Origin of the sequence: Pseudomonas sp. (genome assembly GCF_028293835.1) — a bacterium.
Lineage (GTDB): Bacteria > Pseudomonadota > Gammaproteobacteria > Pseudomonadales > Pseudomonadaceae > Aquipseudomonas.
On record NZ_JAQGNX010000089.1, the window covers coordinates 1 to 24,831 of the forward strand.

At 56.3% G+C, this 24,831-nt stretch carries 21 protein-coding genes and 1 pseudogene; 10 read left to right on the plus strand and 12 right to left on the minus strand.

The genetic code is table 11. The features are described from left to right. The 3 genes and pseudogenes from JWR17_RS11550 to JWR17_RS11560 all read left to right on the plus strand — a co-directional run. On the plus strand, positions 1-1,243 hold a 1,243-nt coding region (locus JWR17_RS11550; protein ID WP_299831406.1), incomplete at its 5' end, for a TonB-dependent receptor. A gap of 109 nt (positions 1,244-1,352) precedes the next feature. Continuing rightward, positions 1,353-2,450: a D-alanine--D-alanine ligase gene (gene ddlA / locus JWR17_RS11555; protein ID WP_299831409.1), complete on the plus strand. Its 1,098-nt coding sequence runs from the start codon at positions 1,353-1,355 to the stop codon at positions 2,448-2,450. Between the two features lie 354 nt (positions 2,451-2,804). Next, a pseudogene (locus tag JWR17_RS11560) lies at positions 2,805-4,130 on the plus strand (LLM class flavin-dependent oxidoreductase). Between the two features lie 18 nt (positions 4,131-4,148). Here JWR17_RS11560 and JWR17_RS11565 read toward each other — a convergent pair. Further along, a complete protein-coding gene (locus tag JWR17_RS11565) occupies positions 4,149-4,877 on the minus strand; it encodes a bifunctional 2-polyprenyl-6-hydroxyphenol methylase/3-demethylubiquinol 3-O-methyltransferase UbiG (RefSeq protein WP_299831412.1) in 729 nt (242 codons plus the stop codon). Positions 4,878-5,127: 250 nt separating this feature from the next. Between JWR17_RS11565 and JWR17_RS11570 the strand changes: the two genes are divergently transcribed. The 6 genes from JWR17_RS11570 (at position 5,128) to JWR17_RS11595 (ending at position 13,287) form a co-directional block, all read left to right on the plus strand. After that, positions 5,128-6,534 carry an LLM class flavin-dependent oxidoreductase gene (locus tag JWR17_RS11570; protein ID WP_299831415.1) on the plus strand — a complete coding sequence of 469 codons (1,407 nt, stop codon included), beginning with the start codon at positions 5,128-5,130 and terminating at the stop codon, positions 6,532-6,534. Between the two features lie 275 nt (positions 6,535-6,809). Continuing rightward, positions 6,810-8,495, plus strand: a complete 1,686-nt coding sequence (locus tag JWR17_RS11575) for an ABC transporter substrate-binding protein (protein ID WP_299831418.1) — start codon at positions 6,810-6,812, stop codon at positions 8,493-8,495. Continuing rightward, positions 8,492-9,484, plus strand: a complete 993-nt coding sequence (locus JWR17_RS11580) for an ABC transporter permease (RefSeq protein WP_299831420.1) — start codon at positions 8,492-8,494, stop codon at positions 9,482-9,484. Before JWR17_RS11575 ends, JWR17_RS11580 begins: the two co-directional genes overlap by 4 nt. Beyond that, a complete protein-coding gene (locus JWR17_RS11585; RefSeq protein WP_299831423.1) occupies positions 9,481-10,344 on the plus strand; it encodes an ABC transporter permease in 864 nt (287 codons plus the stop codon). Before JWR17_RS11580 ends, JWR17_RS11585 begins: the two co-directional genes overlap by 4 nt. Beyond that, positions 10,341-12,053, plus strand: coding sequence for an ABC transporter ATP-binding protein (locus JWR17_RS11590; RefSeq protein ID WP_299831426.1), 1,713 nt, complete (start codon positions 10,341-10,343; stop codon positions 12,051-12,053). Before JWR17_RS11585 ends, JWR17_RS11590 begins: the two co-directional genes overlap by 4 nt. A gap of 25 nt (positions 12,054-12,078) precedes the next feature. Then, entirely contained in the window at positions 12,079-13,287 is a 1,209-nt protein-coding gene (locus JWR17_RS11595; protein WP_299831429.1) for an acyl-CoA dehydrogenase family protein, read from the plus strand. Between the two features lie 108 nt (positions 13,288-13,395). Here JWR17_RS11595 and JWR17_RS11600 read toward each other — a convergent pair whose 3' ends face one another. From JWR17_RS11600 to JWR17_RS11645, 10 genes are all read right to left on the minus strand, one after another. Further along, on the minus strand, positions 13,396-14,184 hold the full coding sequence (locus JWR17_RS11600; protein ID WP_299831432.1) for an amino acid ABC transporter ATP-binding protein: 789 nt from the start codon (positions 14,182-14,184) through the stop codon (positions 13,396-13,398). After that, positions 14,177-14,827, minus strand: coding sequence for an ectoine/hydroxyectoine ABC transporter permease subunit EhuD (gene ehuD / locus JWR17_RS11605; protein WP_299831434.1), 651 nt, complete (start codon positions 14,825-14,827; stop codon positions 14,177-14,179). The genes JWR17_RS11600 and ehuD overlap by 8 nt, the downstream gene beginning before the upstream one ends. A 3-nt stretch (positions 14,828-14,830) precedes the next feature. After that, entirely contained in the window at positions 14,831-15,508 is a 678-nt protein-coding gene (gene ehuC / locus JWR17_RS11610) for an ectoine/hydroxyectoine ABC transporter permease subunit EhuC (protein WP_299831437.1), read from the minus strand. A gap of 98 nt (positions 15,509-15,606) precedes the next feature. After that, positions 15,607-16,596, minus strand: coding sequence for a succinylglutamate desuccinylase/aspartoacylase family protein (locus JWR17_RS11615; RefSeq protein WP_299831440.1), 990 nt, complete (start codon positions 16,594-16,596; stop codon positions 15,607-15,609). 37 nt (positions 16,597-16,633) lie between these two features. Then, entirely contained in the window at positions 16,634-17,506 is an 873-nt protein-coding gene (ehuB, locus tag JWR17_RS11620) for an ectoine/hydroxyectoine ABC transporter substrate-binding protein EhuB (RefSeq protein WP_299831443.1), read from the minus strand. Between the two features lie 139 nt (positions 17,507-17,645). Continuing rightward, positions 17,646-18,677 carry an ABC transporter substrate-binding protein gene (locus JWR17_RS11625; RefSeq protein WP_299831446.1) on the minus strand — a complete coding sequence of 344 codons (1,032 nt, stop codon included), beginning with the start codon at positions 18,675-18,677 and terminating at the stop codon, positions 17,646-17,648. A 241-nt stretch (positions 18,678-18,918) separates the two neighbouring features. Next, positions 18,919-19,899 (minus strand): aldo/keto reductase, encoded by a 981-nt coding sequence (locus tag JWR17_RS11630; protein ID WP_299831449.1) that lies wholly within the window; start codon positions 19,897-19,899, stop codon positions 18,919-18,921. Positions 19,900-19,967: 68 nt separating this feature from the next. After that, positions 19,968-20,660 (minus strand): RES family NAD+ phosphorylase, encoded by a 693-nt coding sequence (locus tag JWR17_RS11635; protein ID WP_299831451.1) that lies wholly within the window; start codon positions 20,658-20,660, stop codon positions 19,968-19,970. Then, entirely contained in the window at positions 20,654-21,058 is a 405-nt protein-coding gene (locus JWR17_RS11640) for an antitoxin Xre-like helix-turn-helix domain-containing protein (RefSeq protein ID WP_299831455.1), read from the minus strand. Before JWR17_RS11640 ends, JWR17_RS11635 begins: the two co-directional genes overlap by 7 nt. Before the next feature lie 133 nt (positions 21,059-21,191). Beyond that, entirely contained in the window at positions 21,192-22,052 is an 861-nt protein-coding gene (locus JWR17_RS11645) for a type 1 glutamine amidotransferase domain-containing protein (protein ID WP_299831458.1), read from the minus strand. A 122-nt stretch (positions 22,053-22,174) separates the two neighbouring features. On the opposite strand from JWR17_RS11645, the gene JWR17_RS11650 reads away from it, so the two are divergent. Next, positions 22,175-23,119, plus strand: a complete 945-nt coding sequence (locus tag JWR17_RS11650) for a LysR family transcriptional regulator (protein WP_299831461.1) — start codon at positions 22,175-22,177, stop codon at positions 23,117-23,119. A 124-nt stretch (positions 23,120-23,243) separates the two neighbouring features. On the opposite strand, the gene JWR17_RS11655 is transcribed toward JWR17_RS11650, so the two are convergent. Further along, complete coding sequence (locus JWR17_RS11655; protein WP_299831464.1) at positions 23,244-24,830, minus strand: AMP-binding protein; 1,587 nt, start codon at positions 24,828-24,830, stop codon at positions 23,244-23,246. Position 24,831: the final 1 nt, after the last annotated feature.

The window sequence follows — 24,831 nt, forward strand, 5'->3', positions numbered from 1 at the left end:
CGGCACCACGTTGTTCGGCAACAAAACCACCTATACCTTCGACGACGATGCCAAACTCGAAGTCGGGTTGAGTATCAATAACTACCCTCTGGTAAACGGTTGGCGTTATTCCACCACCCCGCAGGACTGGCGCTCGCGTGACACCAACATAACCTTGCGTTACCTGCGAAACAACGATCACCTGTTCGGTCTGACGAGTAACTCCACGGCGACTTTCAGCAATACCGTGGCGCAGTTTGCCGACGTTAAGTCGTATGACCGGACGACTGACGCACTGATACAACACACCAATTACACCGGTTCGCGAGACACGGTTTTTGCCCTCGGTAACGACTTGCAACTGGCTGAGAAGTGGTGGCTGACGACAGGTGTTTCGTTAATCCAGGTAGATCGCCGCGCTGAGATTGAAGACACCACTCTCCCTAACACGTCGCAGTTCGGCAACGGTGTCAGCTACGTTGAAACCGACGTCGCGCCGCGCATTGGTCTGCGGTATCAAATAACCCCCGATGTTCAAATCTATGGCAACGTCAGTCGCTCGGTGGACCCACCGGTGACCTGGCAGTTGGGCAGCACCACTCCGGGTTATATACGTGATGTGCGCCCGCAAAAAGGGACTACTGCCGAGCTGGGTATCCGTGGCAGCGCGGGTATATTCGACGGCAGCCTGACGGTTTACCGGTCTTGGGTTCAGAAAGAAATTCTCAACGTTGTTATCACTCAAGCGACGTCTACCGCTGACGCATTGACCGCTGCGTCCAACGGCAGCCCGACCATCCATCAAGGCATTGAAGCAGGCTTGGGTGTGCAGTTATGGGAAGGGCAGAGCGGTGATACCGTTACCTTGCGCCAGGCGTTTACGGTGAACGATTTCTTTTACCGCCACGATGCAGTGTTTGGCGATAACGAATTGCCGAGCATGCCCCGCGAGGTGTATCAGGCGCAGTTGGTCTACAACCAGTCCCAAGGCTATTACGCCGAGCTCAATGCGCAGTCGGTCTCCAGCTACTACGTTGACTATGCCAATACCTTAAGCGCGCCGTCCTATACCATTTTTGGTGCAAAACTGGGCTACGAAGCGCCGAGTAAACGTTGGAATGTGTTTGTCGATTTTCGCAACTTGACCAACGAGCACTATGCCACCGCAGCCAATACCACCTACGACGCGAAGGGCAAGGATTCGGCCAACTTTTATGTCGGCGATGCCTTTAACGTGACGACAGGGGTTTCGTTTCACTTTTGAATAATCGCAGCGTAAGCGGTGGGAAAAGCCGCTTTTGCCTGCGGAGTTGGGTACCATCTGGTCAGCGGAATGGCCGTATTGGGTATCCAACAGCACAGTGGACGCACAGATGAAAAAAATAAGGGTGGGCATCATCTTTGGCGGCAAGTCTGCTGAGCATGAAGTGTCGCTGCAATCGGCGAAGAATATTGTCGATGCCATCGATTCACAACAATTCGATGTCACTTTGCTGGGCATCGATAAGCAAGGCGCCTGGCATGTCAACGATGCTTCCAACTATTTGTTGAACAGCCAGGACCCGGCGCGTATTACACTTAACCGCTCCCATCAGAACGTCGCATTGATCCCGGGTCAATCCCATCACCAGCTAATTGAAAGCCGCGATGCCAGTGCGTTATCGCAACTGGACGTGGTATTCCCGATCGTGCATGGCACCTTGGGTGAAGACGGCTCGCTGCAAGGCCTGCTGCGCATGGCCAATATTCCATTTGTGGGCAGCAGCGTACTGGGTTCAGCGGTGAGCATGGACAAAGACGTGGCTAAACGTTTATTGCGTGATGCCGGTCTGTTAGTGGCACCGTTCATTGCCCTTACACGTATCAATCGCAATCACCACAACTTCGATTCAATCAGCGAAAAGCTAGGTCTGCCGTTATTTGTCAAACCGGCGAATCAAGGTTCTTCGGTCGGTGTCAGTAAGGTCAGGACTGCAACTGAGTTTTCCCAGGCATTGGATCTGGCATTCGGTTACGACCATAAAGTACTGGTGGAATCCGCGATTGTCGGTCGCGAAATCGAATGCGCGGTACTGGGCAACGAACGCCCACAGGCCAGCGTTTGCGGCGAAGTGATCCTCAGTGATGAGTTTTACTCGTACGACACCAAATACATCAACGAACAGGGGGCGGTGGTGAGGGTGCCTGCCGAGCTGTCCGCCGAGACCAACCAGCGGATCCAAGCCATTGCGGTACAGGCATTTCAGGTGTTGGAGTGCCACGGCATGGCACGGGTTGATGTGTTCCTGACACCCGAAGGCGATGTGGTGATCAATGAAATAAACACTTTGCCGGGTTTTACCAACATCAGCATGTACCCGAAGCTGTGGGCGGCCAGCGGCGTGTCCTACTCCGAACTCATTACCCAACTGATTGAACTGGCGTTGGAGCGCCATCAACGGGACAGCGCCTTGAAAAGCACGGTTCGTTGATTGGAACACTGCGCTTCTTCAAACGGCGCATAACCAGTTGAATTTACGCAAAATCAAATTGTAGGAGCGCGCTTGCCCGTGATCGACTGCGGAGCAGTCGTAAACCCAGCGAATGCCATGCTTCCCGTTAGAATTGAGCTCGGCATTGGGGACCGCTTCGCGCTCCATCGCGGGACAAGCGCGTTCCTACACTGACCATGTTTGCGACGCGACAGTGCGGCGTCGAAAGCGGGAGGAATCTCCTACAGTTCCAGTTTTGCTTCTATAAAAGCATAACCTTGGCAGATTTGGTTATTGGACTGGACTCTCATCGGAATCAATTCTTAGGGACTTTCAGATTCTGAGCTTTCCTCTATGACCCCTCAGCGCCAGCTTAAACTTGGGGCGTTTATGCGCCCTGTGAGTATTCACACGGGCGCCTGGCGTTACCCAGGTGCGTTCAAAGACGCCAATTTTAACTTCGCTCATCTCAAGCGTTTTGCGCAAACCCTGGAGCGGGCAAAGTTCGATGCTTTCTTCATGGCCGATCATTTGGCTGTATTGAACATGCCCATCGACGCGCTCAAACACAGCCATACCGTCACCTCCTTCGAGCCCTTTACCTTGCTGGCGGCGCTGAGTCAGGCCACTGAACGAATTGGTTTGGTGGCCACTGCGTCCACCACCTTTGATGAACCGTTTCATATTGCGCGCCGGTTTGCCTCGCTGGACCATTTGAGCAATGGTCGTGCCGGGTGGAATGTCGTGACCACCGCGAACCCCGATGCCGCACTCAACTTCGGTCTGGAGCAAGCGTTTGCCCACGATGAGCGCTACGCCCGTGCCCGTGAGTTTTACGATGTGGTCACCGGTTTGTGGGACAGCTGGGCAGACGATGCTTTTGTTCGAGATACCGAGAGTGGAATATTTTTCGATCCGGCGCGTTTGCATACCTTGAATCACAAAGGTAAATACCTGTCGGTAAAAGGTCCGCTGCACATCGCCCGACCTGTGCAGGGTTGGCCGGTGATCGTCCAGGCCGGCGCGTCGGAACCGGGTCGGCAACTGGCGGCAGAAACGGCTGAAGTGGTCTTCGCAGCCCACGGCACTCTTGAAGAAGGGCAGAAGTTTTACGCCGACGTCGAAGGGCGTATGCAGCGGCTAGGACGCCATCGAGACCATTTAAAGATTCTCCCCGGCGCCTTTGTGGTGGTCGGCGATACCGTTGAGGAGGCACGGGCAATTCGGGCCAAACTCGACAGCTTGGTGCATTAAGAAAGCGCGATTGCCTCGCTGTCTATCTCGTTGGGACACGACGCATCGAAATTCGATCCCGACAAGCCTTTGCCCAGTGTGCCGGAAACCAACGACAGTAAAACCTCTCGGGAACGGGTGATCGCGCTGGCCGATCGTGAGCAATTGACGGTTCGCCAACTGGCTCAGCGCCTGGGAGGTTACGCCGGACTATCGTTCGTCGGCACCGCGCAAACCATTGCCGACGACATGCAGGAATGGCTTGAGACCGAAGGTTCCGATGGGTTCAATATCATGTTCCCGTGGCTGCCCGGTGGGCTGGATGCCTTCGTTGATAAGGTCATACCGGAGCTACAGCGGCGCGGCATTTTCCGGCGTGAGTACGAAGGGACGACACTGCGGGAAAACCTCGGTTTGCCGAGACCGGAGAATCAGTTTTTTCGTTGAGGCATATCCCCGCTGGCACTAACGACTCGCGGCCACTATCAGCATCATTGGCCGCTCTCTTTCATCTGCCAGAGTCGGAAGGGCTTTGAGGTCTTCATCGCTCGGTCCCCACTCATTTACGTGATCGACAGTGAACCCTGTGCCGATGAGCATATTCAACAAGGTGCCCAGGGTTCGGTGTTGCTTGACCACGCCATCGCTGAGCCAATGGGTGACCCGGGGTCCTTCGTGCTGATAGCTGTCCAGCGGCCAGGATTTGCGGCCTTGGTCATCCTCGATAAATCCCGGTTGCCGTGGTGCCATGTAGATCGGGTGTTCGATGGAAAAAACCAGGTGGCCGCCAGGCACTAGCGCAGCGTGTACGGCGCTTAACAGCGACTGCAAATCCTTGATGTAATGGAACGCCAGCGAGCTGTAGGCCAGGTCGACACTGGCGGTGGCGACAGTCAACGTTTCCAGGTCGGCTAACGTATAGCGGATGCGCGAGTCCTGGGTGCTGGCCTCGGCGTGAGCGAGCATTTTTGTGGAGACATCCAACCCCAGAACACTGGCGGCACCTTGCTCTGCGGCCCAGCGGCTGAACCAACCATATCCGCAACCAAGGTCTAATACTTTTTTGTCGGCCACCAATGGTAACAGCGCACGAATCGCTGGCCATTCAGGTGCTCCGTCCAGCCCCTGGACGGAGCGATTCAGTCGGCTGTAACCCTCGTAAAATCTTGGATTGTCATAGATGTTTTGGGTCATTTGAAGGCTCTGTCAGGGCACCGCGCACCGGGTTAAATGACCGGTGGCCGCGCTGCAACTGTTGGTGAGTCGACACCCTGTCGACACATTGCCGCTCTGGTCACAGTGACGACATCGGATAACGCCCCGCAACGGTCTGAAGTTAGCGGGTTCGTTTGTATGGCATGGCACATGCAGAGCATGCAATGAGAGTGCCTTGATGCCGATGATTAAATTTTAGAACCCGAAGGCTCCCCAAGGGAAGTTGTCCATGCCTAAACAACTGCACGTCAATCTATTCGAAATGAACTGTGTGAGCCATATCGTTCATGGTTTGTGGGTCCATCCAGAGAACAATCGACACCGTTTTAACGATCTGGACTATTGGACCGAACTGGCTCAATTACTGGAATATGGAACCTTCGACGGGGTATTTCTTGCCGACGTGGTTGGCACTTACGATCAGTTTCGCGACGGTCCGGAAACGGCCCTGCGCGAAGGCATGCAGATCCCCAGTAATGACCCGCTGCTGGTAATTCCCGCCATGGCCGCGGTGACGCGCAACCTGGGTTTCGGGGCAACGTTCTCCACGACTTACGAACCGCCATTTGCCTTCGCCAGACGCATGAGCACCCTGGATCATCTGACCAAGGGCCGGGTGGGCTGGAATATTGTCACGTCGTACCTGCCTAATGCGGCGCGCAACTTCGGGCACGACACCGAGGTGACCCATGATCATCGCTATGAAATCGCCGACGAATACCTGGACGTGCTTTACAAGCTGTGGGAAGGGTCGTGGGACGACGATGCGGTTATTCAAGACCGAGAACGGCGTGTTTACACAGACCCGAGCAAGGTGCGTTACATCGACCACGTTGGCGCGCACTTTAAAGTAGCCGGACCGCACTTGTGCCAACCCTCGCGGCAACGCACGCCGGTGTTATTCCAGGCCACCGGCTCGGCGGCCGGTATCGAATTCGCCGGTCGTCATGCCGAAGTGGTGTTTACCGGCGGCGCCACTACCCAGGCGGTACGCGATAACATCCAAGCCATGCGTCAGAAAGCGATTGCCCATGATCGTGATCCCGCAGGCTTGAAATTCATCGTGATGGCCGGGATTATAGTCGGGCGTACGGACGCAGAGGTGAGCGCCAAACTCGACAGCTATCGCACGCTGATGAGCGTCGAAGCCTCATTGGCGCATGCACAATCAGCCGTCGACTTGCCGGCCTATGCGCATGATGAATTGATTGGCAACCTGATAAGCCGTCAGGTCAAGGGCTGGCAAAGCCTGAAACGCTACCGGCCCGAACAAACCGTGGGCGAGGTGCTTGCGGAGTACCGTGACTATAATCGCGAGCGTTTTTTCGTTGCCAGCACGCCGACTGTGGTGGCCGATGAGATTGAAAAGTGGCTGGATGTCGATGGCATCGACGGTATTAATTTGCGCCAGTATCTGTCCTTTGAAACTGCACGTGATTTTATTGAACTGGTGATCCCTGAACTACGGCGTAGGGGCCGTTTTCGCGAGTCTTACAATGATGGCGAAACCTTACGGGAACGTTTGTTTGGGGTAGGGCAGGCGCGATTACCCAATGATCACTTCGGCGCGCGCTATCGCGACCCCGCAGCATTGCGCGCTCCAGCTATACCCCTGCGGTTTCCAGCCGTTCTGTAAGAGCCAACGCATAACTAATTGAAATTTCGAAAGACTTAAATTGTAGGAGCGCGCTTACTGCGGGACAGCGCGGCGTCTGGACGAAGGGTGACCTCCTACAGGAAATTGGCGAGGTTTAAAACACTGTTGCTCAGCCAACAGTGCTTTAACAAATTGTCGTTTCCTACATCCATCGCAACTCTCTCACCTCTAAAATCTCTCGGTTTCATTGATCGAAAAACTCGGCATGTCTTGTGCAATAGCCTTATTCCCGGACTCAAGGCGTATCAGGATCCATGCGAGAACTCGTCCAGCAATTAAACGTGCCCCGCCAGCGGTCGCTGCCGTTTTTACGACACTTGTACGTGGTTGGTATCGTCGCGCTCTGCGCCGCGTTGGCGGGGTGTGATAAACGGACTGCGGCGGTTGTACGTAGCAATCAACCTGTCAGCGGCGGCACCCTGATCTATGCCACTGACCGAGAGCCGACCTGTCTGGACCCGCATGTCGCCGGCGATATGCCGCAGGTGTTCATTGCGCAACAGTACCTGGATTCGCTGGTGTCCATGGACGGCGAAGGACACATAGGCCCCTGGTTGGCCAAAAGCTTTGAAGTGTCGGCCGACGGCCTCGATTACACGTTCCATCTGCGCGATGACGTGCATTTCACTGACGGCACGCCGTTCAACGCCGCAGCGGTCAAAGCCAATCTTGACCATATGGCCAACCCCAAAACCCAGTCGAGCACTGCGGGTGGCTATATTCGTCAATACCGCAGCACTGACGTTCGTGATGAATACACTGCCGTAGTGCACTTGGCCACGCCATACGCTGCGTTTCTTGAGGTTCTGGCCCAAGGGTTCCTCGGCATCGAATCGCCGACGGCATTATTAAGATCCCGCGATGTAAATTGCGAAAGTCCGGTCGGTACTGGCCCGTTCAAGGTCGTACGCTGGGACCGTCAAAGCCAGGTTGAACTGGTCCGCAATCCGGACTACAACTCGGCGCCGCCGACGGCAAAACACCAAGGCCCGGCGTGGCTGGACAAAGTGATCTGGAAATTCATTCAGGAGCCGTCCGTGCGTTTCGCGTCGTTGCAGGCCGGCGAGGTTGATGTGATTGAAACCGTGCCGCCTGAATCCCATGAAGCCGCCCGGCAGAATCCAGACCTGTCATTGATCATCGCTCAACGCCCTGGCAACCCTACTAACGGTACATTGAATATCACCCGCGCACCGTTCAACGACATCAATGTACGCGAGGCTTTTGTGCGCAGCGCCGACATTGATGGCGCCTTGAAAAGCGTTTACTTCAACGAGTTTCCACGGGCGGGGGGCGTCCTCAGCTCTGCCACGCGCTTCTACAGCCCAGACTTTGAACACGCCCAGGATTACGACCCGGCCAAGGCCGCCAAACTGCTTGACGCTGCGGGTTGGAGCAAGCGCGACGCCGAGGGCTATCGGACCAAAAATGGCAAGCGTCTGCAGGTGCATGTGGTCATGGGCAATCGCACGCCGCCCTCGGAATTCACCCTATGGGAACAGGTTCAGGCCACCACTCGTCAAGCCGGTTTCGAGTTGATCGTCGATCAAATGAGCGACGTGCAGGCGACCAAGCGCCAAGCAGACTGGGACTACGACATCCGTCTGGGTTATTGGAACACCAACACCGCGGACGTGCTGCGGATCATCTTCAGCTCGGCGTTCATCAGGCCTGCTGGCGTCGGTGGTTATCACCAGAACACCGCTGGTTTCAGCGATGCTGAATTTGACAACGTGGTGCAGCAGGCGCTGTCGACCCAAGACCCGGAGCTGCGGCGCAGCTTTTATTACCAGGCCCAAGCCACCGCATCCAAGCAATATCTGCAACTGACCACCTACCCGCAAAGCACGCGACTGGGCATTTACAAAACAACCCAAGGTGTACGTCTCGAAACCTCTCTGGCGGTTACTTACCTTTACGACGCATGGGTGAACAAATGACGGCTTCAACCCTGAACACCACGCTAGCGCCACCCCGACAACAACGCTTCGCTCGGCTCACGCGGCGCGCATTACAGCGCCTCTTGGGCGGAGTGCTGGTGCTCTGGGCGGTGGCCACGCTGACATTTTTTGCCTTGCGCCTGATGCCGGGTGATCCGGTACTGGCAATTCTCGGCGGACCCAGTGGCAACCCCACCGCAGAAACCATCGCCGAAGCGACCCGCGAATACGGTCTGGATAAACCGTTGGCGGTGCAATACGGCCTGTACCTCGGACGCCTGGTTCAGGGCGATTTAGGTGTGTCTTACTCCCAGCACCTGCCAGTCACCCGCGTGTTGGCCGAACAATCCTGGCCGACGCTGCAGTTGATCGTGACCTCACTGGTGCTGGCCTGGCTGATGGTATTGGCCCTAACCGTGCTCACCGCTGGGCGACAACAGTGGCTGAGCCGGGTGGCGTCGTTGGCCGAAACCCTGGCAGCGGCGTTACCGCATTTCTGGCTGGGAATTCTATTGCTTGCAGTATTTGCCTTCGGCCTGAGGTTGTTTCCGCCAGCGGGCAGCGATGGCTGGCGAACGCTGGTTTTACCGTCGGTTGCGCTGGCGATTCCATTGGCGGGTTTCATCGGCCAGGTGACCCGCGAATCCCTTGAGCTAACCCTTGACCAGCCGTTCATTTTGACGGCCCGCACCCGAGGCCTGAGCGACGTCGCCGTGCGTTTTAAGCATGCCCTGCGGCACGCGATATTGCCCGGTGTTTCCCTATCCGGCTGGGCCATCGGGGCTCTGATCAGCGGCGCAGTGGTCATCGAAGTGATCTTTTCCCGCAAAGGCCTGGGACGTCAGTTGTACCAAGCGGTACAGGCTCAAGATTTGCCGCTGACCATCGGTATTAGTCTGGTGGTTGCTGCGGGCTACGTCCTGGCCAATGTTCTGGTTGATCTGTTGTACCAGTGGATCGACCCTCGTCAGCAGGAGAACGCGGCATGAGCCAACTCATTCTGGACCGCCCTCAACTTAGCGTCCGCGTTCAGCGCCGTGCCCATTCGCTGCGCCTGGGTCCAACCCTGGCTGCGGGCTTTTTACTGTTTCTGGTGCTGGCGGCATTGGCCCCGCAGTTATTTGCTTACAGCGATCCGCTGGCCATCGTCCCCCATGATGCTTTTCATAGACCGGGTGCAGCGCATTGGTTTGGCACCGACCAGTCCGGTCGTGACATTTTTTCACGGGTTATCCATGGCACGCGCCAGTCGTTACTCATCGGCCTGGCTGCTACCGCCATCGCCATGAGTATTGCGATTGTGCTTGGGCTACTCGGTGGCTTGGGTGGTCAGCGCACCGACCGCAGTGTCGGATGGTTGCTGGAGGTGTTATTCGCGTTTCCAAGCCTGATTCTGGCCCTATTGTTCGTGGCGGTCTTTGGCAGTGGCATCGGTCCCTTGATTGTCGCTACCGGACTTGGCGGCGCTCCTGGCTACGCGCGGATGGTTCGCGGGCAGGTACTCGCGGTGCGTAACGCAGGTTACATCGAAGCTGCGCGGGCGCTGGGGCATCCGCCGCTGCGGATCATCCGTCGACAGTTGCTGCCAAACGCCATGCGCCCGCTGATTGTGACCATGACCATGGGCGTCGGCCAAGCGATTGTCTGGGCGTCGGCCTTGAGTTTTCTCGGTCTGGGCGCACGGCCGCCGGCGCCGGAGTGGGGGACCATGCTGTCCATGGGCCGTGACTTCATCGCCAATGCCTGGTGGCTGACCTTTTTCCCTGGGCTGTTCATTGTCCTGACTACGCTGTCGACCACCGTCGCTGGCCGCTATCTGCAACAACGCCTGGAGGGTCGTCTTTCATGAGCGATAAACGTTTGATTGTCGATGGGCTTTCTATCGAATTCGCGGGCCAGTCGGTGGTTCGCAACCTGTCCTTTATCCTTGAACCCGGTAAAACCCTGGCCTTGGTCGGTGAGTCCGGCTCGGGCAAAAGCGTCACTGCGCGCAGCTTGATTGGCTTGGCCGGGGCGGGCGCTCGGGTCACTGCACGCACGTTAAGTTATGGCGGCCGTGATTTATTGATGTTGTCCGAGCGCGATTGGCGGGCAATGCGCGGCAAAGGTATCGGGTTTGTGCTGCAGGATGCGCTGGTCTCGCTGGACCCTTTGCGGCCCGTGGGCAAAGAAATTGTTGAAGTGCTTCAAACCCATCGTTGGGGTGACCGTCGTAGCCGGACCGCACGGGTGATTGAGTTACTTGAGCAAGTAGGCGTGCCCGAGCCTGAACTGCGGGCGCGGCAACGGCCTGATCAATTGTCAGGTGGTTTGCGTCAGCGCGCCCTGATTGCCAGCGCCTTGGCGCTAACCCCCGGACTAGTGATCGCCGACGAGCCGACGACGGCACTGGACGCCACCGTACAGGCGCAAATACTCAGCGTGTTGCAGGACATCAAGGCCCGGGGCGATTCGCTTCTGATCATCAGCCATGACTTGGCTGTGGTTGCTCAACTGGCCGATGACGTCTTGGTCCTGCGTCACGGCGAAGTGGTCGAGCAGGGCCCGATGGAGCGTGTGCTACGCGATCCGCGCCATCCATACACTCGCGCCTTGTTAGATGCTGTGCCAGCGGAGCACGCTCGAGGCACGCGACTGTCGCCGGAGCGTAAGCCAGACAGCATCAAACCTCGTCCCTCGTCGGACGCGCCGGTTTTGCTGCACGCGTCGGGATTGAGCAAAGGTTACATCGGCACGGATCATCAATCACGGCAAGTCGTCAATGACGTCAGCTTCGAGCTGCGCGCCGGGCGTACGTTGGGAATTGTCGGCGAGTCAGGCTCTGGCAAGACCACTGTTTCGCGGATGGTGCTTGGCTTACTGGAACCGGACGCCGGGCAGGTACGTTTTCTGGATCGACCATGGACCGGTGCTGACGGCCACCGAGTGAATGAGAAAGATCGACGTGCTTACCGCCGCGATATCAGCGTGATTTACCAAGACCCGTTAAGTTCTTTTGACCCGCGCTGGACCGTCCGGCAAATCCTCGCTGACGCGCTGGACGTCGCCGGGGTTGGCCTGCAGGAACAGCCGGCACGAATCGTTAGGTTGTTGGATCAGGTGCGTTTACCTGCCGAGTTGGCAGCACGCCGACCGCTGCAACTCTCAGGCGGTCAACGGCAACGGGTGGCAATTGCCAGGGCCATTGCCAGTAATCCAAAGGTCATTATTTGCGACGAACCTGTGTCAGCCCTGGACGTATCAGTTCAGGCCCAAGTGTTGGACCTGTTGGCGGATCTGCAAGCTGAGTTGGGCTTGGCCTACCTGTTTATTTCCCACGATCTGGGCGTGATTCGCCACGTCAGCGACGAAGTATTGGTTATGCGCCACGGCAAGGTCGTGGAACGCGCCCTGGTGGATGATTTATTTGATAACCCTCAACACGCATACACCCGTCAATTGCTGGGAGCGGTGCCGAGGCTGCCTGGCGCCGGGATAAAACTGGTCGCACCGCCTCTGGAACCGGAGGACGACTTGCCGCTGTTCGATGAGTCGCGGCTGTGGAAAATCGCTATCTAAGCTTGAAATTGTTTAAGGAATTGCCATGAGCACGTTACTTACCACGCCTGATGAACCCGTTGTTACCGTCGCCGATTTGAATGCGCGCGCCGATGAATTATTGCCCCAGATCGCCGCAGGCGCTGCGCAACGGGAGCGGGACCGGGAATTGCCATTCGACGCAGTGGCGCAAATCGCCAAAGCGCGCCTTTACACCTGCAGAATCCCGACGAAATATGGCGGTCCTGGCGGTTCGGTCAAAGACACGATTGCTCTGCTGATCCGGATTGCCTCAGTGGATTCGAATGTTGCCCAAGCGTTACGCCCTGGTTTTGGTTTCATTGAAGGCTTGCTCGCATCCAGGGCCGACGGCGCCGAGGGTGAGCGCGAACGTTGGTTCGCTCGCTACTTGCAGGGCACCGTGTTAGGCAACGCCGGTTGGGAAGTCGGCGGCGCCAATGGCTCGATCAGCGCGCGGATTGTTCGCGACGGAGAACACTATCGGGCCAATGGCAGTAAGTATTACAGCACCGGTTCCTTGTATGCTGACTGGGTCAGCGCAGTGGCTTTGGATGAGAACGATCAACCCGTGTCGTTCATCTTGCCGCGCTCGCGGGAAGGTTTGGAGCTGTTGGACGATTTCGACGCCATGGGTCAACGCTTGACCGCCAGCGGCACCACGCTGCTGAACAACGTTGTGGTGCACGCCGACGAGATCCGCACTAAAACCGTGGAGGAGGGCAGGCGCACTATCGTCACGCCATTCCTGCAGTTGTTCCTCGCCGCAGTGGAGGCCGGGATTGCACGCAATGCGCTGAACGATGCCGTTGCGTTCGCCCAAGAGCATGCCCGGCCAATCAAACACAGCACGGCCAGCCGATCGGTGGACGACCCTTACGTGGAACTCAGCGTGGGTGATATTTCTGCCCGTGCTTATACCGCCGAGGCGGTGGTGTTGCGCGCTGCGCAATCCATCGACCGAGCCTGGGCTGCACAGTTAGACCCTCAGGCTGTGGATCAAGCCGCCATCGACGTGGCCCAGGCGCAATACATCGCTGCCGAGTCCGCGCTTAAAGCGGCCGAATTGGTGTTCGATGTGGGAGGCGCTTCAACCACTGGGCGCGCGCACAACCTTGACCGCCATTGGCGCAACGCCCGTACAGTCGCTAGCCACAACCCCCGTCATTGGAAAGCGGCGGCGGTGGGCGCATGGCAACTCAAAGGCACGCCACCGCCCACGTCCGGATTGTTTTGAAGGGGCAGTGCCATACCGATTAGGAGCTGCCGAAGGCTGCGATAAGGTTTGAAGAACCTTCGCCAACACGTTGGCTCCTTACAGATTGTTATGCATGCAGGGCATGGATCAGCGCTGTTCAACCCGGTTAAGAAAGCGGCGCGTTCGTTCGTTATCGGGGTCGATGAGTATCTGCCTTGGCGAACCGTCGGCGACGATTTTGCCAGCCTCCATGAACAACACCCGGTCGGCGATATCTTGTGCGAATTTCATTTCATGGGTGACCAGTAACATGGTCATGTGCTGTTCGTGAGCGATGGTGCGGATGACAGCCAATACTTCGCCGACCAGTTCGGGATCCAGTGCAGAGGTTACCTCGTCGAATAGCATCACCTTAGGGCGCATTGCCAATGCGCGGGCGATGGCGACACGTTGCTGTTGGCCGCCGGACAACTGACTTGGGTACGCGTTTGCCTTGTGGCCTAAACCGACCAGGCTCAGGTACTCATAGGCACGCTCCTGTGCTTCTTCACGGCTCAATTGCAACACCCTGAAAGGCGCCTCGGTGATGTTCTCTTGTACCGTTAGATGCGGGAATAGATTGAATTGCTGGAACACCATGCCCACCCGATGAATCACCGGCATTTTTTTCGCACCCGGCCAGTGCCAACCTGAGTGCCTGGCCGGGACAGGCGCACCATCGACTTCGATGCTGCCGTGTTGATAGGTTTCCAACCCTTTGATTAGCCGCAGTACGGTGGATTTTCCCGAACCACTGGGCCCGATCAATGCAACCTTTTGGCCCTGCGCAATACTCAGATCAAGGTGATCGATGACGCGCGCGACGCCATAACTCTTGACCACGTCTCTGAGAATTATCTGCGGCGCAGCGCGGGTAATGCTTGCAAGCTCAAACATGACTGCGGCTTTCCAGGTATTTGAACAGCAAAGAGGTTGGAACACTGATCGCTAAAAACATCAGCGCCATCAGGGTGTAGGGCTCGTTGTAGCGGTACGTCATGCCCGCCACTTGTTTGGCCGCTTGAAACAGCTCAGGGATAGTGATTACCGCCAGCAGCGGCGTTTCCTTGAACATGCCTATCAGGTAGTTTCCAAGAATTGGCAGCATGGGCTTGATAGTCTGCGGTAACACAATGCGTTGCCACGTCGTGCTGGTATCGAAGTCTAGCGCTTTGGCGGCTTCCCATTGACCCGTCGGTATGCCCTCTATTGCGGCTCGGAACGCGTCTGAAATATAAGCCCCGTAGTAAAGCCCGAGGCCGATAACCCCGGTGGAAATGGCCGGCAAGGTAATACCTGCCAACGGAAACGCAAAGAACAGCACGTACAACTGGACCATCAACGGCGTATTACGGAAAAAACTCAAGTACGCCTTGGTCAGTCCACTCACAACGGGAAACCTGGATCGTCGGGTGATCGCCAATAACAGGCCGACCAATACCGCCAGCAGAAAACCGAGCACCACTACTTGAAGGGTGACCAGTAAGCCCTGAAGCAGGTCCGGAACAATCGACCAGGCAAACGCACAATCAAAATTCATCAATTAATCCTTGGCCCGGCGCCACACAGTGCTGTGGTGTTCATAGCGGCGAACCAACCAACTGAGTGGCCAGGCCATGACGAAGTAACACACCAGCACGATGCTCCAAATCAAGGTTTGTTGGCCCAGAGTGGTCACAAGCTGGCCCCCGGAAAACGTCAGGTCGCTCAAGGTAATCAATGAAACCAGCGAGGTTGTTTTCATCAGCTCAACCAATTGATTGCCCATTGGCGGCAACAGGAAGGGCAGGGCCTGGGGCAAGATGATGCGCCGAAATGCGGTGATGGAATCAAAATCCAGCGCCCGCACTGCATCGCGCTGCCCCAGGCTGATATTGATCAATGCTGAGCGAATGATTTCTGAGCCGTAGGCGGAGAAGGTCAAACCCAAGCCAACCACACCCGTCGTCATGGGTGAAAGAGTGATGCCGAACAGCGGCAGGATGAAAAACAGATAGAACAGCAGGACCAGAGCCGAGATGCCCCGCAGGATTTCGACGTAAATCGTAGCGATCCCGCGTAGCGCTCTCCAGGGTGACAGGCGCATCAAGGCGATGACGAATGACATCACCAACACCACCAGTTCCGCCAGGAAGGTAATTTCCAGTGTCACCACGGCACCGTGTGCCAACTGTCGCGCGATAAAGGTTGCTGTAGCCACAGCAGAGGGATCGATAAACATGGCCTGTACTCGTGTGGGTTGAGGCCTTTGCTGCTCACTTTTCCAGGGCGCCAACAGGGTTGGCCCGAGATGAATGGCAAACGTTCAGGGTGCTGCGTTCACAGTGTATTGGCAGGCAACGGTGCCAGGCTGATCAGCCATTCGCCCTGATTGACGATTGGGTGGTTGACCACCATCAACACTAACCCGTCGTGGGCTGCCAGCAGCTCGCCCTGGGGTATCCCGTAAATATCTTTCAAGTGCCCGAGGCGCTGGCCAGCGACCACCTGTTCGCCAGCCGCAACGTCCAGATAAAGTCTTCCGCTGATAGGCGCTTCGACTTTCGAGAAGTTGCTGACTACCACATTAAGGCGCTGCTTTTGTGCCGGTTCGTGATCGTCGGTGATGCCCAGGAACTGAGCGATATTGGCGACTCCATTGAAATGAAACTCAATGCACAGCGGATCAAATACACCATTGGCCCCGCCTTCAGCCATCACTGCATGGCGGCCGAGAAAAGGCAATTCGTTGGTGGCGCGCCCTCGGTTGTTGGTTTGTTCGACCGCAAATTCAACGATACTGTCCGCGTCAAACTGATGGGCCAGCGCCCGTGTGCGCTCATCGAATTCCGGGGCTCCGGTCATCTGACACATCACGAAGCGCGCGACTTCTTCGCGCAAGTCACCGCCATGCAAATCGATGAACACGTCTGCAGTTTCCGACCACTCGTGCAAAACCTCATGCATTAGCACCTGACTGAACGAGCCGTTCATGTCTCCGGGCGACAGAAAATTCATGTTCTTGCCGTCGACCGGGCAGACAAACTCAGCGTGTTCGAACAGCCCGGGCATATTCAATACCGGCAAAATCGACACCGAACCGCGCACTAGTTTTTCTGCGAAGTGGTCCTTTAAACGAAGAGCCGCCTCCATGGCATCCACTTCGTTGGGGTGCATGCCAGCGATAATCGCCAACGTTGCCCCTGGCTGTGCCGACTCGATATCAAAAAACGGCCACTGCACCCCGGCCAACGTCGGATGATCAAAGGTCAGTGTTCCCCAGCTCAACGAGCCGGTTTTTCCAAGGACGTGCTTTTGCAGGGCTGGCATCGAAGGTCTCATGGCGCGTACGGTTATAGACGAGGAATCAAGGATTGCAGCGTTGTGCGGCAGTGATGCCAGCGTCCGGCAGCTCGTTTTCGGTGTAGCCATATTTGTGCAGGATCTTCAGCAGCTCGCCTGAAGCACGCAGTTTGGCCAGCTGTTCGTTGAAGGCCAATGTGAACTCGGGGTCATTTTTCGGCAGACCGTAGGCGTGATAATTCCAAGTGGGTTTGCCTTGAGCATCAGGAATTTGATCGAAGGGCAGGGCGCGTTCGATTGTTTTGCTATTGGCTTTCTTAACCAGACTGATGATCTCCGCATCGGGGAAATACACCACGTCGACCCGATCGGCTTCCAAGGCGGCCAAGGCTTCGGTGTCTTTGTCGAACAAAATCACGTTTTTGCTGGCAATGCCGCTGTCCTTGGCTTCCTGGACCTGATTACTGCCTGGCTGCGTCGCCAGACGTGCCTTACCGCTGGCGGCGACGTCCTTGAGGCTATGTAACTTCAACGGATTACCCGCTTTTACAATGAATGCACCACCGGAACGGGTCACCGGATTGGAATAGCCGATAACCTTGGACCGTGCCGGGTTGATAAACAGGCCGGCTCCGATCAGGTCAAAACGGCCAGCGGCGAGCCCAGGTACCAGCGAACCAAAGTCCGTAATCGGCGTTTCAATCCTAGTGATACCTAGCGGTGTGAGAATGGCTTGCAGCACCTCGACGTTGGCGCCAGTCGCTTTCCCGTCGGTGCCAATAAAGGCGTAAGGCTGTTCATTGGCGATACCCGCGATCAGTCCATTAGTGCGGCCTTTCTCCAGCAGCCCCGCCAAGGCAGGGAATGAAAGCACTGCGTTCAACAGCAGGGCCGATCCGAAAACGGCCGATAACGACAAAGGATTAAGTGCTTTCATTGACTAATACCCGAGGTGGAGAATCGGTCAACTTTATCGCTATAAGAAATATTATTTAAATATCGTTAGGGAATAACTATATGCGCATTATGGTCCGCCCCTCGGCAGGCGCGAACACGTAAGCCAAACGGTAATGGCCTCAGCTGCCCTGAAGCAGTTTGGGCTCTTCAAAGAAGTAATCCTTCCATGAAGCGGGTTTATTCTTGATAGCACCGACCCGGAACATGAAGTCAGCCACCGGGTAGGTACTTTTCGGGGTAATGGTGAATTCAAACAACGGGTCGCTGATGATTTTGATCAACACCTCGCGGTCGATTTTAGCCTTGGTCACGCGAATGTAGGTGTCTGCCGCGCCGGGTTTGTCCTTGGCGATGTAATCCGCGGCGTCGGCCAATGCTTCTACAAATGCGCGATAGGTTTTGGGGTTGTCGTTGCGAAATTTTTCAGTGGCGAATAACACGGTGGGCGAATTTGGGCCGAGTAGGTCATAGGAGTTAAGCACCACATGCACGTTGGGGTTTTGCAGTTCCTGTTCCTGAAACGGGGGATTGGAGAAGTGTCCGGTGAGTTCAGTACCACCGGAAATGATGGCGGACGTTGCATCGGGGTGCGGCAAGTTGACGGTGTATTTGTCCAGTCGTGCGAAGTCTTGGTCACCCCAGCGTTTGGCCGAGGCTATCTGCAAGTAACGCGACTGAATGGACACGCCTACCGCTGGCACTGCGATGCGGTCTTTTTCAGTGAAGTCGGCGATGGTCTTGACCGTCGGGTTGTTGCTCACCAGGTAATACGGGAAGTTACCCAGCGATGCCACCGCCTTGACGTTTTGCTTGCCACGGGTTCGGTCCCATACGGTCAACAGCGGACCAATGCCCGCACCAGCGATATCGATAGCTCCGGCCAGCAAAGCGTCATTTACCGCAGAACCGCCCGATAATTGCGTCCAGTCGACCTGGATGGTAACGCCGTCCTGCTTGCCATGTTTTTCGATCAATTGCTGGTCGCGGACTACGTTGAGCAGCAGGTAAACGATGCCGAATTGTTCGGCAATGCGCAGTTGGCCTTCAGCCTGTGCCACAGGTGCCGCCACCAGACTGGCAGTTAACAGACTGAGGCTCAGGGCAGCACTTAGGGTCGCGCTGGCAAATTTGGAGAGTTGACGGTGGGACATGCAAAGGCTCCGGGATAATGCCGAATCGCTATGGCGCGTTCGACTTATCGCTGGACCTTACCGTTATAAACAAACTATTTTAAATACCATAACGCTATAAGAATAGGTCATTTAGTCGGGGTGGTTTTGGCTGCGCAGCAGTCGTAACCGGCACACTCGATTTTCCAGTTCAACCAGGTTTGGCGTTTTGGGCTCCCTGCGCGTTCCATCGCGAGCAAGCCCGCTCCTGCAGTGGTAACGGTTAAGAAAATCCCACCACCCCGTGAGGTACATAAGGCGCCTCCAGCTGGGCGACTTCCTCATCGGTGAGTTTCAGTTCAAGCGCCGCCAGCGCATCGTCAAGATGCCCAGGTTTAGAAGCGCCTACGATGGGTGCAGTAATCGCTGGTCTCGAAAGTACCCAAGCCAGTGCTACCTGGGCGGGTGCAACACCGCGAGCCGTGGCAACCGCCGCAACGGCCTCTACGACTTTGCGATCCGCATCTGCCGTATGCTCGTAAAGGGTCTTGGCAAAGTTATCGGTCTCGGTTCGTTCGGTGGTTTCGTTCCAGGGACGGGTCAATCGACCTCGAGCCAGGGGACTCCAGGGGATGACACCAATGCCTTCTGCCTGGCACAGGGGAAGCATTTCCCGCTCTTCCTCGCGGTAAAGCAGGTTTACGTAGTTCTGCATGGTGGAAAAACGTGTCCAACCGTTGGTTTTGGACGCGTGCAACATGGATGCAAATTGCCAGGCGAACATTGAGGAGGCGCCGAGGTAACGCACCTTGCCTGCTTTCACCACATCGTGAAGGGCCTCCAGGGTCTCCTCGATAGGCACCCCATAATCAAATCGGTGGATCTGGTAGAGGTCGATGTAATCGGTGCCCAGACGGCGAAGGGAATTATCGACCTCTTGCAGGATTGATTTGCGACTCAGGCCAGCGCCGTTCGGGCCGTCATGCATGCGCCCATGAACTTTGGTGGCAATTACGATCTCGTCGCGCCGGGCGAAATCCTTCAGTGCTCGGCCGACGATTTCTTCGGAGGTGCCGTCAGAATAAACATTGGCGGTATCGAAGAAGTTGATCCCGGCTTCCACGGCTTGCCTGATGAGAGGGCGGCTGCCCGCGTCATCCAGGGTCCATTGATGGGTGCCACGATCAGGTATGCCATAGGTCATGCAGCCAAGGCACAATTGGGATACTTCAAGGCCTGTGCGGCCGAGTCTCAAATATTTCATTGCTGTCTCCAGAAGTGTAGAGCAGGACGATTGAACCCTCGAAGATGTCGCCTGGATAAAGGTTGCGATCAGGCAACGCTAAGTTTATTTACGCTGGTAATCTGGCCGTTCCAGATCATTTCATAATGGGCAGTTTGAAGGATCGATGAAACCGGTCTGGGGGTCATCAACGCCCAGCAGTAGCTGCCGTGCATACGCACCGAGTTGTATCGCAGGCCTGGGCAGCCTGCATTTTTGATTGCCTTGCCCAACGGGTGGGCATGGGTGTAATCGGAAGGATCGTAGATAGGATCAGTCATCGGAGTAGAGGCGGCGTCCCGCATTGCTTCGTCAACGAACGTGCAGGATAACCCGCGAAAAACAAACCGCTCGTAATTGAAGTCCTGGACTTTCGACCAATACTGATTTTGGTGATGGCGCACCTCAGCCAAGGCCGTTTCCATGGATGCCGCCAGGTACAACACACCAAAGCTACCATCGCTGAACCGCGAACCCGCTGGGTTGACATGGGTAAAGGGAGCTGTCGCGTAAGAGCATCCCGGAATACCGAAAGGAATTTCGCCACGGGGTATTAATTCGATACGACCCAACTCATTTTGCAGTCTTGGATTCGTGAGCGCTTGTATCTGGTACAAAACCTCAAATTCGGACGCATCCGCAACGTCATCGAACAGCGCAATGGGCGGAAACTTTGAATTGACCAGTCGGTAGGCCTGCAACTGCTCCCCGGCCAACTCGCCGAGTTCACTCACCCTTACCATTGCGCGCCTCGCAAAACGTCTATCCGCCGAAAAGTCTCGTACAGGGAAATCATATCCCCCTGCGACATGATTTCAAGCGGGGCACGACCGTTGAAGAATTCGTTTTCATTGGCCATTGCCAGGAAGCCATAGACGTTCTCTGGGTTATCAAAAACAAGGCGCAAAGCGGCGTGGATATTTAGAACGAAACTGATTCTTTGCATCTGATCTGAGTCCAAGGCAACAGACCAAGCGGAGTCGCGCTGTTTGGCGCGGGTGTACGTACTGCGGGAAATGCGCAGCATACGGCAGGCCTGATCGCTTGATGCCTGCCATTTCTCGACTATTTCTATGGCGGCGCGCAGACCAGTCACGCACTGGTCTTTGGTGAATCCCTGCGTTTGGAGAGCAACGCTCATGACAAACCTCTCGATGAATCTACAGATGCAAATATAGATAACATGATTCTGTAGGTCAATACCAGCGCGTGCTTCATATTTATAAGAGATTCGCCCCGTCTTCGACGCCGTATAGAGCGCGCTTGCCCCGGGATCAGCCTCCGGCTTGGCTCTGGGACTTGAGACGATGGAGTATTGCCTTGCCCACGTCCAGCGCTGAACCAGGGTTTTGCCCGGTCACCAATTCGCGGTCGATGACGACATGGCTGGTCCAGGGTGAAGTGTTGCTGCTGTATACGCCGCCGGCTTGTTCCAGTGCCGTTTGCGGGTAGAACTTCATGGCGCCTCCCCCCAATAATCCCTTGGCCAGTTCTTCCTCCTGATTGCTGATGACCGTGAACGTGTAGCCGGCGTAGGTCCAGCCCGAGGTCGCAGCGTTGGTGCCCGTTTCGAGTTGCTCAGTAAAGGCGGTCGGGTTGGACAGCGTCGACAGCAGGGCAATCGGTCCATGGCAAACAAGAGCGGTTGTCTTGCTGTGCGCATGGAAATTGTTCAGCAGTTTTCCGAGTTCGGCGCTGTGCAGCAGATCCTGCATCGGTGCGTGGCCACCGGGAATATACACAGCATCGAAGTGCTCGTAGCCGATCTGTTCGATCCGCGACAGGCTAATGACCGGTGACTCACCCGGCGAGGTGATCTTGAGGTGTTCCAGCAGCGCCTTGTGTTCCTGCAGTGCCGCAACGTCGTTGTTGAAATACGCTTTGTCGGTGGACGATTTGTCCAACGTCGGCGCCTTGCCCGTTGGCGTTGCAAAGGTCACCGAATGCCCGGCATCCAGTAGCATTTTTACCGGTTGCATCAATTCGTTCAGGTAAAAGCCGGTCGCAAAGACCTTCCTGTCCTTCAGGTCGAGGTGGTCCGAATCTGACAGCACGATCAGTACATTGCTGGCCTGGGCGTTGAAGGCCGTGGTGCAAAGTGTCATTGCAAGGGCGAGTCGGGTGATAGGACGCATAGGATTTCCGAGCAGTGGCGGGGATTGATCGGCAGTCGCCGGATCGTTGATACGACTATATTCATGCCTTCATGGGCGATAAACTCGCTCCAAAGAAAATCATCTGTTCTTTGGAGGTAAAGATGAGCCGTCGATTCGACTATCTCGCTGACGTAGAAGTGTTCATCACGGTGGTGGAGAAGGGCTCCCTAAGCGCTGGGGCCGTGTTTCTGGCGACCACCCCGTCAGTGGTCAGCCGGGCGATCTCTCGTCTGGAGGCACGCTTGGGTGTTCAGTTGTTACGGCGCACGACGCGGCGCTTGAGCCTGACCGAGGCGGGTCTGCTTTACCTCGAGCAGTCCCGCGCGGCGTTCTCGATGATCGATGATGCAGAACGGACCATCCAAGGGCAGGAAGGCGCGTTGACTGGCCGTGTGCGCCTCAGTGTGCCGACAACTTACGGGCATTATCGGCTGCCGGCGTTGCTCTGCCGCTTTGCTCGGCAGTACCCGCAGGTGCGCATCGAATTGAGTATCAGCAATCGAAATGTGGATCTGGTGGCCGAAGGGTATGACTTGGCGATTCGCCTTGGGCCATTACCTGACAGTGGCCTGATTGGACGCAAACTTGAGGATGCGCGTTTGTGTGTGGTCGCCGCGCCGGATTACCTGCAACGTGCGGGGACGCCGCGCAGTGTGGATGAATTGTCAGCGCATGCTTGCCTGCCCTTTGTGATGCCCAGCAGCGGCAGGATCGGCACCTGGCTGTTTCGCGAACAGGGGATTTATCGGGAGTGGATACCTGAGGCGGGCATTCAGGTGTCGGACGACGTGCTGGGCATTGTGTCCTTGGCCGAGCACGGTATGGGGATCTGTCAGACCTACGACTTTATTGTTCGGGAGCGTATTCAAAGCGGACGGCTGGTGTCGCTGCTCGAACAGTCGGGTGGACGGTCCCGACCGTTCTCGGTGATTTTCCCGCCTCATCGCCAGTTATCGGCTGCAGCCCGGGTGCTGATCGACTTCCTGACCCGGGAGGTGACGGATCAAGCTTACACGCCGCTCAACGATCTTCAAGCGATCGGCTAGGTCGGGTAATCGGTCTATCGCCATAGCCCAGCCACGACAGCTCTTTGCGTTCGCAGGCAAGCCGACTCCCTCAACGATCTGATTATGCCGATGAATCCTAATGCAACTTCACCCTGCTGGCCTTTCAGCTGATTTTTCGCGCAACTCCCTGCCAGTATTTTTCTCTCACTTGTCGACGCAAAACCTTGCCGACTACTGAGGTTGGCAAGTCGCTAACGAAAACCAGTGATTTGGGTGCTTTATAGCTGCCCAGTCTGGTTCTGGCCAAGGCGATCAATTCTTCTGCGGTAACGTTCACGTCAGCGCGCAGTATCACTTCGGCATGCACCGCTTCGCCCCATTCGGCGTGGGGGATGCCGACTACCGCTGCCATCAATACCGCTGGGTGCGCCGCCAATGCTGCCTCCACTTCCACCGCGTACACATTAAAACCGCCGCTGATGATCATGTCTTTGATCCGGTCGACGATAAACAGGTAGCCATCCTGGTCAAGGTAGCCGAGATCGCCGGATTTCCATGCGCCGTTGTCAAACTCCGAGGCGGTGGCTTCAAGGTTTTCGTAGTAGCCCTTGATCACCCCTTTGCAGCGAATACGGATTTCGCCGGTTTCGCCTATTGCCAACGGATGGCCTTGTTCATCAGCAATGAATACTTCGACACCCGGTGTAACGCGTCCCGCTGACGACAAACGTTTGATCGCGGCCGGATCGTTCGGGTTGTGGTCAGCCTTGCCCAGCACTGAGACAAACATCGCCGCTTCGGTGGCGCCATACCCTTGGACAAAAATCTGCCCGAAGCAAGCTACCAGTTCGCCTAGCTTGTCCGGACTCATGGGGGCCGCGCCGTAGACCAGCGTGGTCAGGGAAGAAAAGTCTCTGGGACTTGCCCGTTGCAGTTCCAGTAAACGATAGAGCACGGTCGGCACTAGAAATGAATGAGTGACCCGCTCGGTCTCCACCACCTGCCGCCACTTTTCCATGTCCAACTGATTCAGGGTTATGTTGGCGCCGCCAGCAAAAAACGTCGGCATGAACGTCATCATGGTGCCATGGGAGATGGGCGATACATGCAGCAGCCGGGTGGTGTCATTGAACGCGAAATCAGTATTGATGAAGCCGCTGTCGCGGGTGGCCATCAGGTTGTCGATGGAGTACATCGCACATTTGCCCTTGCCGGTGGTGCCACCGGTAAAGCGCACCATGCAAATGTGTTCGTCGGTGTCCAGTTCAACGGCGTTATCGTTTTGCGAGGCGTCGTCCACCAATGACCAGAAACAATGAACCCCCGCGCGCGACGCCTGTTCAGGGGAAGGCGGGTCCATGACCACTATCTGGCAACCATTATCCAACAGGGTGTCGTAGTAGCTGTCGAGCAGGCGAGTTTCGAGGAACACCACCTTGGGCTTGACCAACTCCATCTGCCGCGCATGCTCTTCTCGCGGGTCCCGCAGATTGGTCATCACCACCGTTCCGTGCTGCTTGAAGCTGGTAGGTAACATCATCAAGCTAAGATTGTCGTTATCCAGAATCAGCATAAACCTGTCGCCTTTGCCGATCCCCAACCGGGTGGTCAGGACGTCGGCAATGCGGTTGCTAAGCAGGTGATATTGCGCATAGCTGTAACGTCGATTACGTTCGAGGTTAACAATGGCTTCCTGATCGCCATAACGAAGCGCCAATAAGCGCATGACCCTGCAAAAGTTCATCTTCATG

What these genes read in the sequence shown, in the direction of transcription:
- JWR17_RS11600 (WP_299831432.1), bottom strand. Translation starts at nt 14,184, where the DNA reads ATGTTTGAGCTTGCAAGCATTACCCGCGCTGCGCCGCAGATAATTCTC.
- JWR17_RS11630 (WP_299831449.1), bottom strand. Translation starts at nt 19,899, where the DNA reads ATGAAATATTTGAGACTCGGCCGCACAGGCCTTGAAGTATCCCAATTG.
- ehuB (WP_299831443.1), bottom strand. Translation starts at nt 17,506, where the DNA reads ATGAAAGCACTTAATCCTTTGTCGTTATCGGCCGTTTTCGGATCGGCC.
- ehuD (WP_299831434.1), bottom strand. Translation starts at nt 14,827, where the DNA reads ATGAATTTTGATTGTGCGTTTGCCTGGTCGATTGTTCCGGACCTGCTT.
- JWR17_RS11585 (WP_299831423.1), top strand. Translation starts at nt 9,481, where the DNA reads ATGAGCCAACTCATTCTGGACCGCCCTCAACTTAGCGTCCGCGTTCAG.
- ddlA (WP_299831409.1), top strand. Translation starts at nt 1,353, where the DNA reads ATGAAAAAAATAAGGGTGGGCATCATCTTTGGCGGCAAGTCTGCTGAG.
- JWR17_RS11650 (WP_299831461.1), top strand. Translation starts at nt 22,175, where the DNA reads ATGAGCCGTCGATTCGACTATCTCGCTGACGTAGAAGTGTTCATCACG.
- JWR17_RS11570 (WP_299831415.1), top strand. Translation starts at nt 5,128, where the DNA reads ATGCCTAAACAACTGCACGTCAATCTATTCGAAATGAACTGTGTGAGC.
- JWR17_RS11580 (WP_299831420.1), top strand. Translation starts at nt 8,492, where the DNA reads ATGACGGCTTCAACCCTGAACACCACGCTAGCGCCACCCCGACAACAA.
- JWR17_RS11655 (WP_299831464.1), bottom strand. Translation starts at nt 24,830, where the DNA reads ATGAAGATGAACTTTTGCAGGGTCATGCGCTTATTGGCGCTTCGTTAT.
- ehuC (WP_299831437.1), bottom strand. Translation starts at nt 15,508, where the DNA reads ATGTTTATCGATCCCTCTGCTGTGGCTACAGCAACCTTTATCGCGCGA.
- JWR17_RS11645 (WP_299831458.1), bottom strand. Translation starts at nt 22,052, where the DNA reads ATGCGTCCTATCACCCGACTCGCCCTTGCAATGACACTTTGCACCACG.
- JWR17_RS11575 (WP_299831418.1), top strand. Translation starts at nt 6,810, where the DNA reads ATGCGAGAACTCGTCCAGCAATTAAACGTGCCCCGCCAGCGGTCGCTG.
- JWR17_RS11640 (WP_299831455.1), bottom strand. Translation starts at nt 21,058, where the DNA reads ATGAGCGTTGCTCTCCAAACGCAGGGATTCACCAAAGACCAGTGCGTG.
- JWR17_RS11590 (WP_299831426.1), top strand. Translation starts at nt 10,341, where the DNA reads ATGAGCGATAAACGTTTGATTGTCGATGGGCTTTCTATCGAATTCGCG.
- JWR17_RS11565 (WP_299831412.1), bottom strand. Translation starts at nt 4,877, where the DNA reads ATGACCCAAAACATCTATGACAATCCAAGATTTTACGAGGGTTACAGC.
- JWR17_RS11615 (WP_299831440.1), bottom strand. Translation starts at nt 16,596, where the DNA reads ATGCCAGCCCTGCAAAAGCACGTCCTTGGAAAAACCGGCTCGTTGAGC.
- JWR17_RS11635 (WP_299831451.1), bottom strand. Translation starts at nt 20,660, where the DNA reads ATGGTAAGGGTGAGTGAACTCGGCGAGTTGGCCGGGGAGCAGTTGCAG.
- JWR17_RS11595 (WP_299831429.1), top strand. Translation starts at nt 12,079, where the DNA reads ATGAGCACGTTACTTACCACGCCTGATGAACCCGTTGTTACCGTCGCC.
- JWR17_RS11625 (WP_299831446.1), bottom strand. Translation starts at nt 18,677, where the DNA reads ATGTCCCACCGTCAACTCTCCAAATTTGCCAGCGCGACCCTAAGTGCT.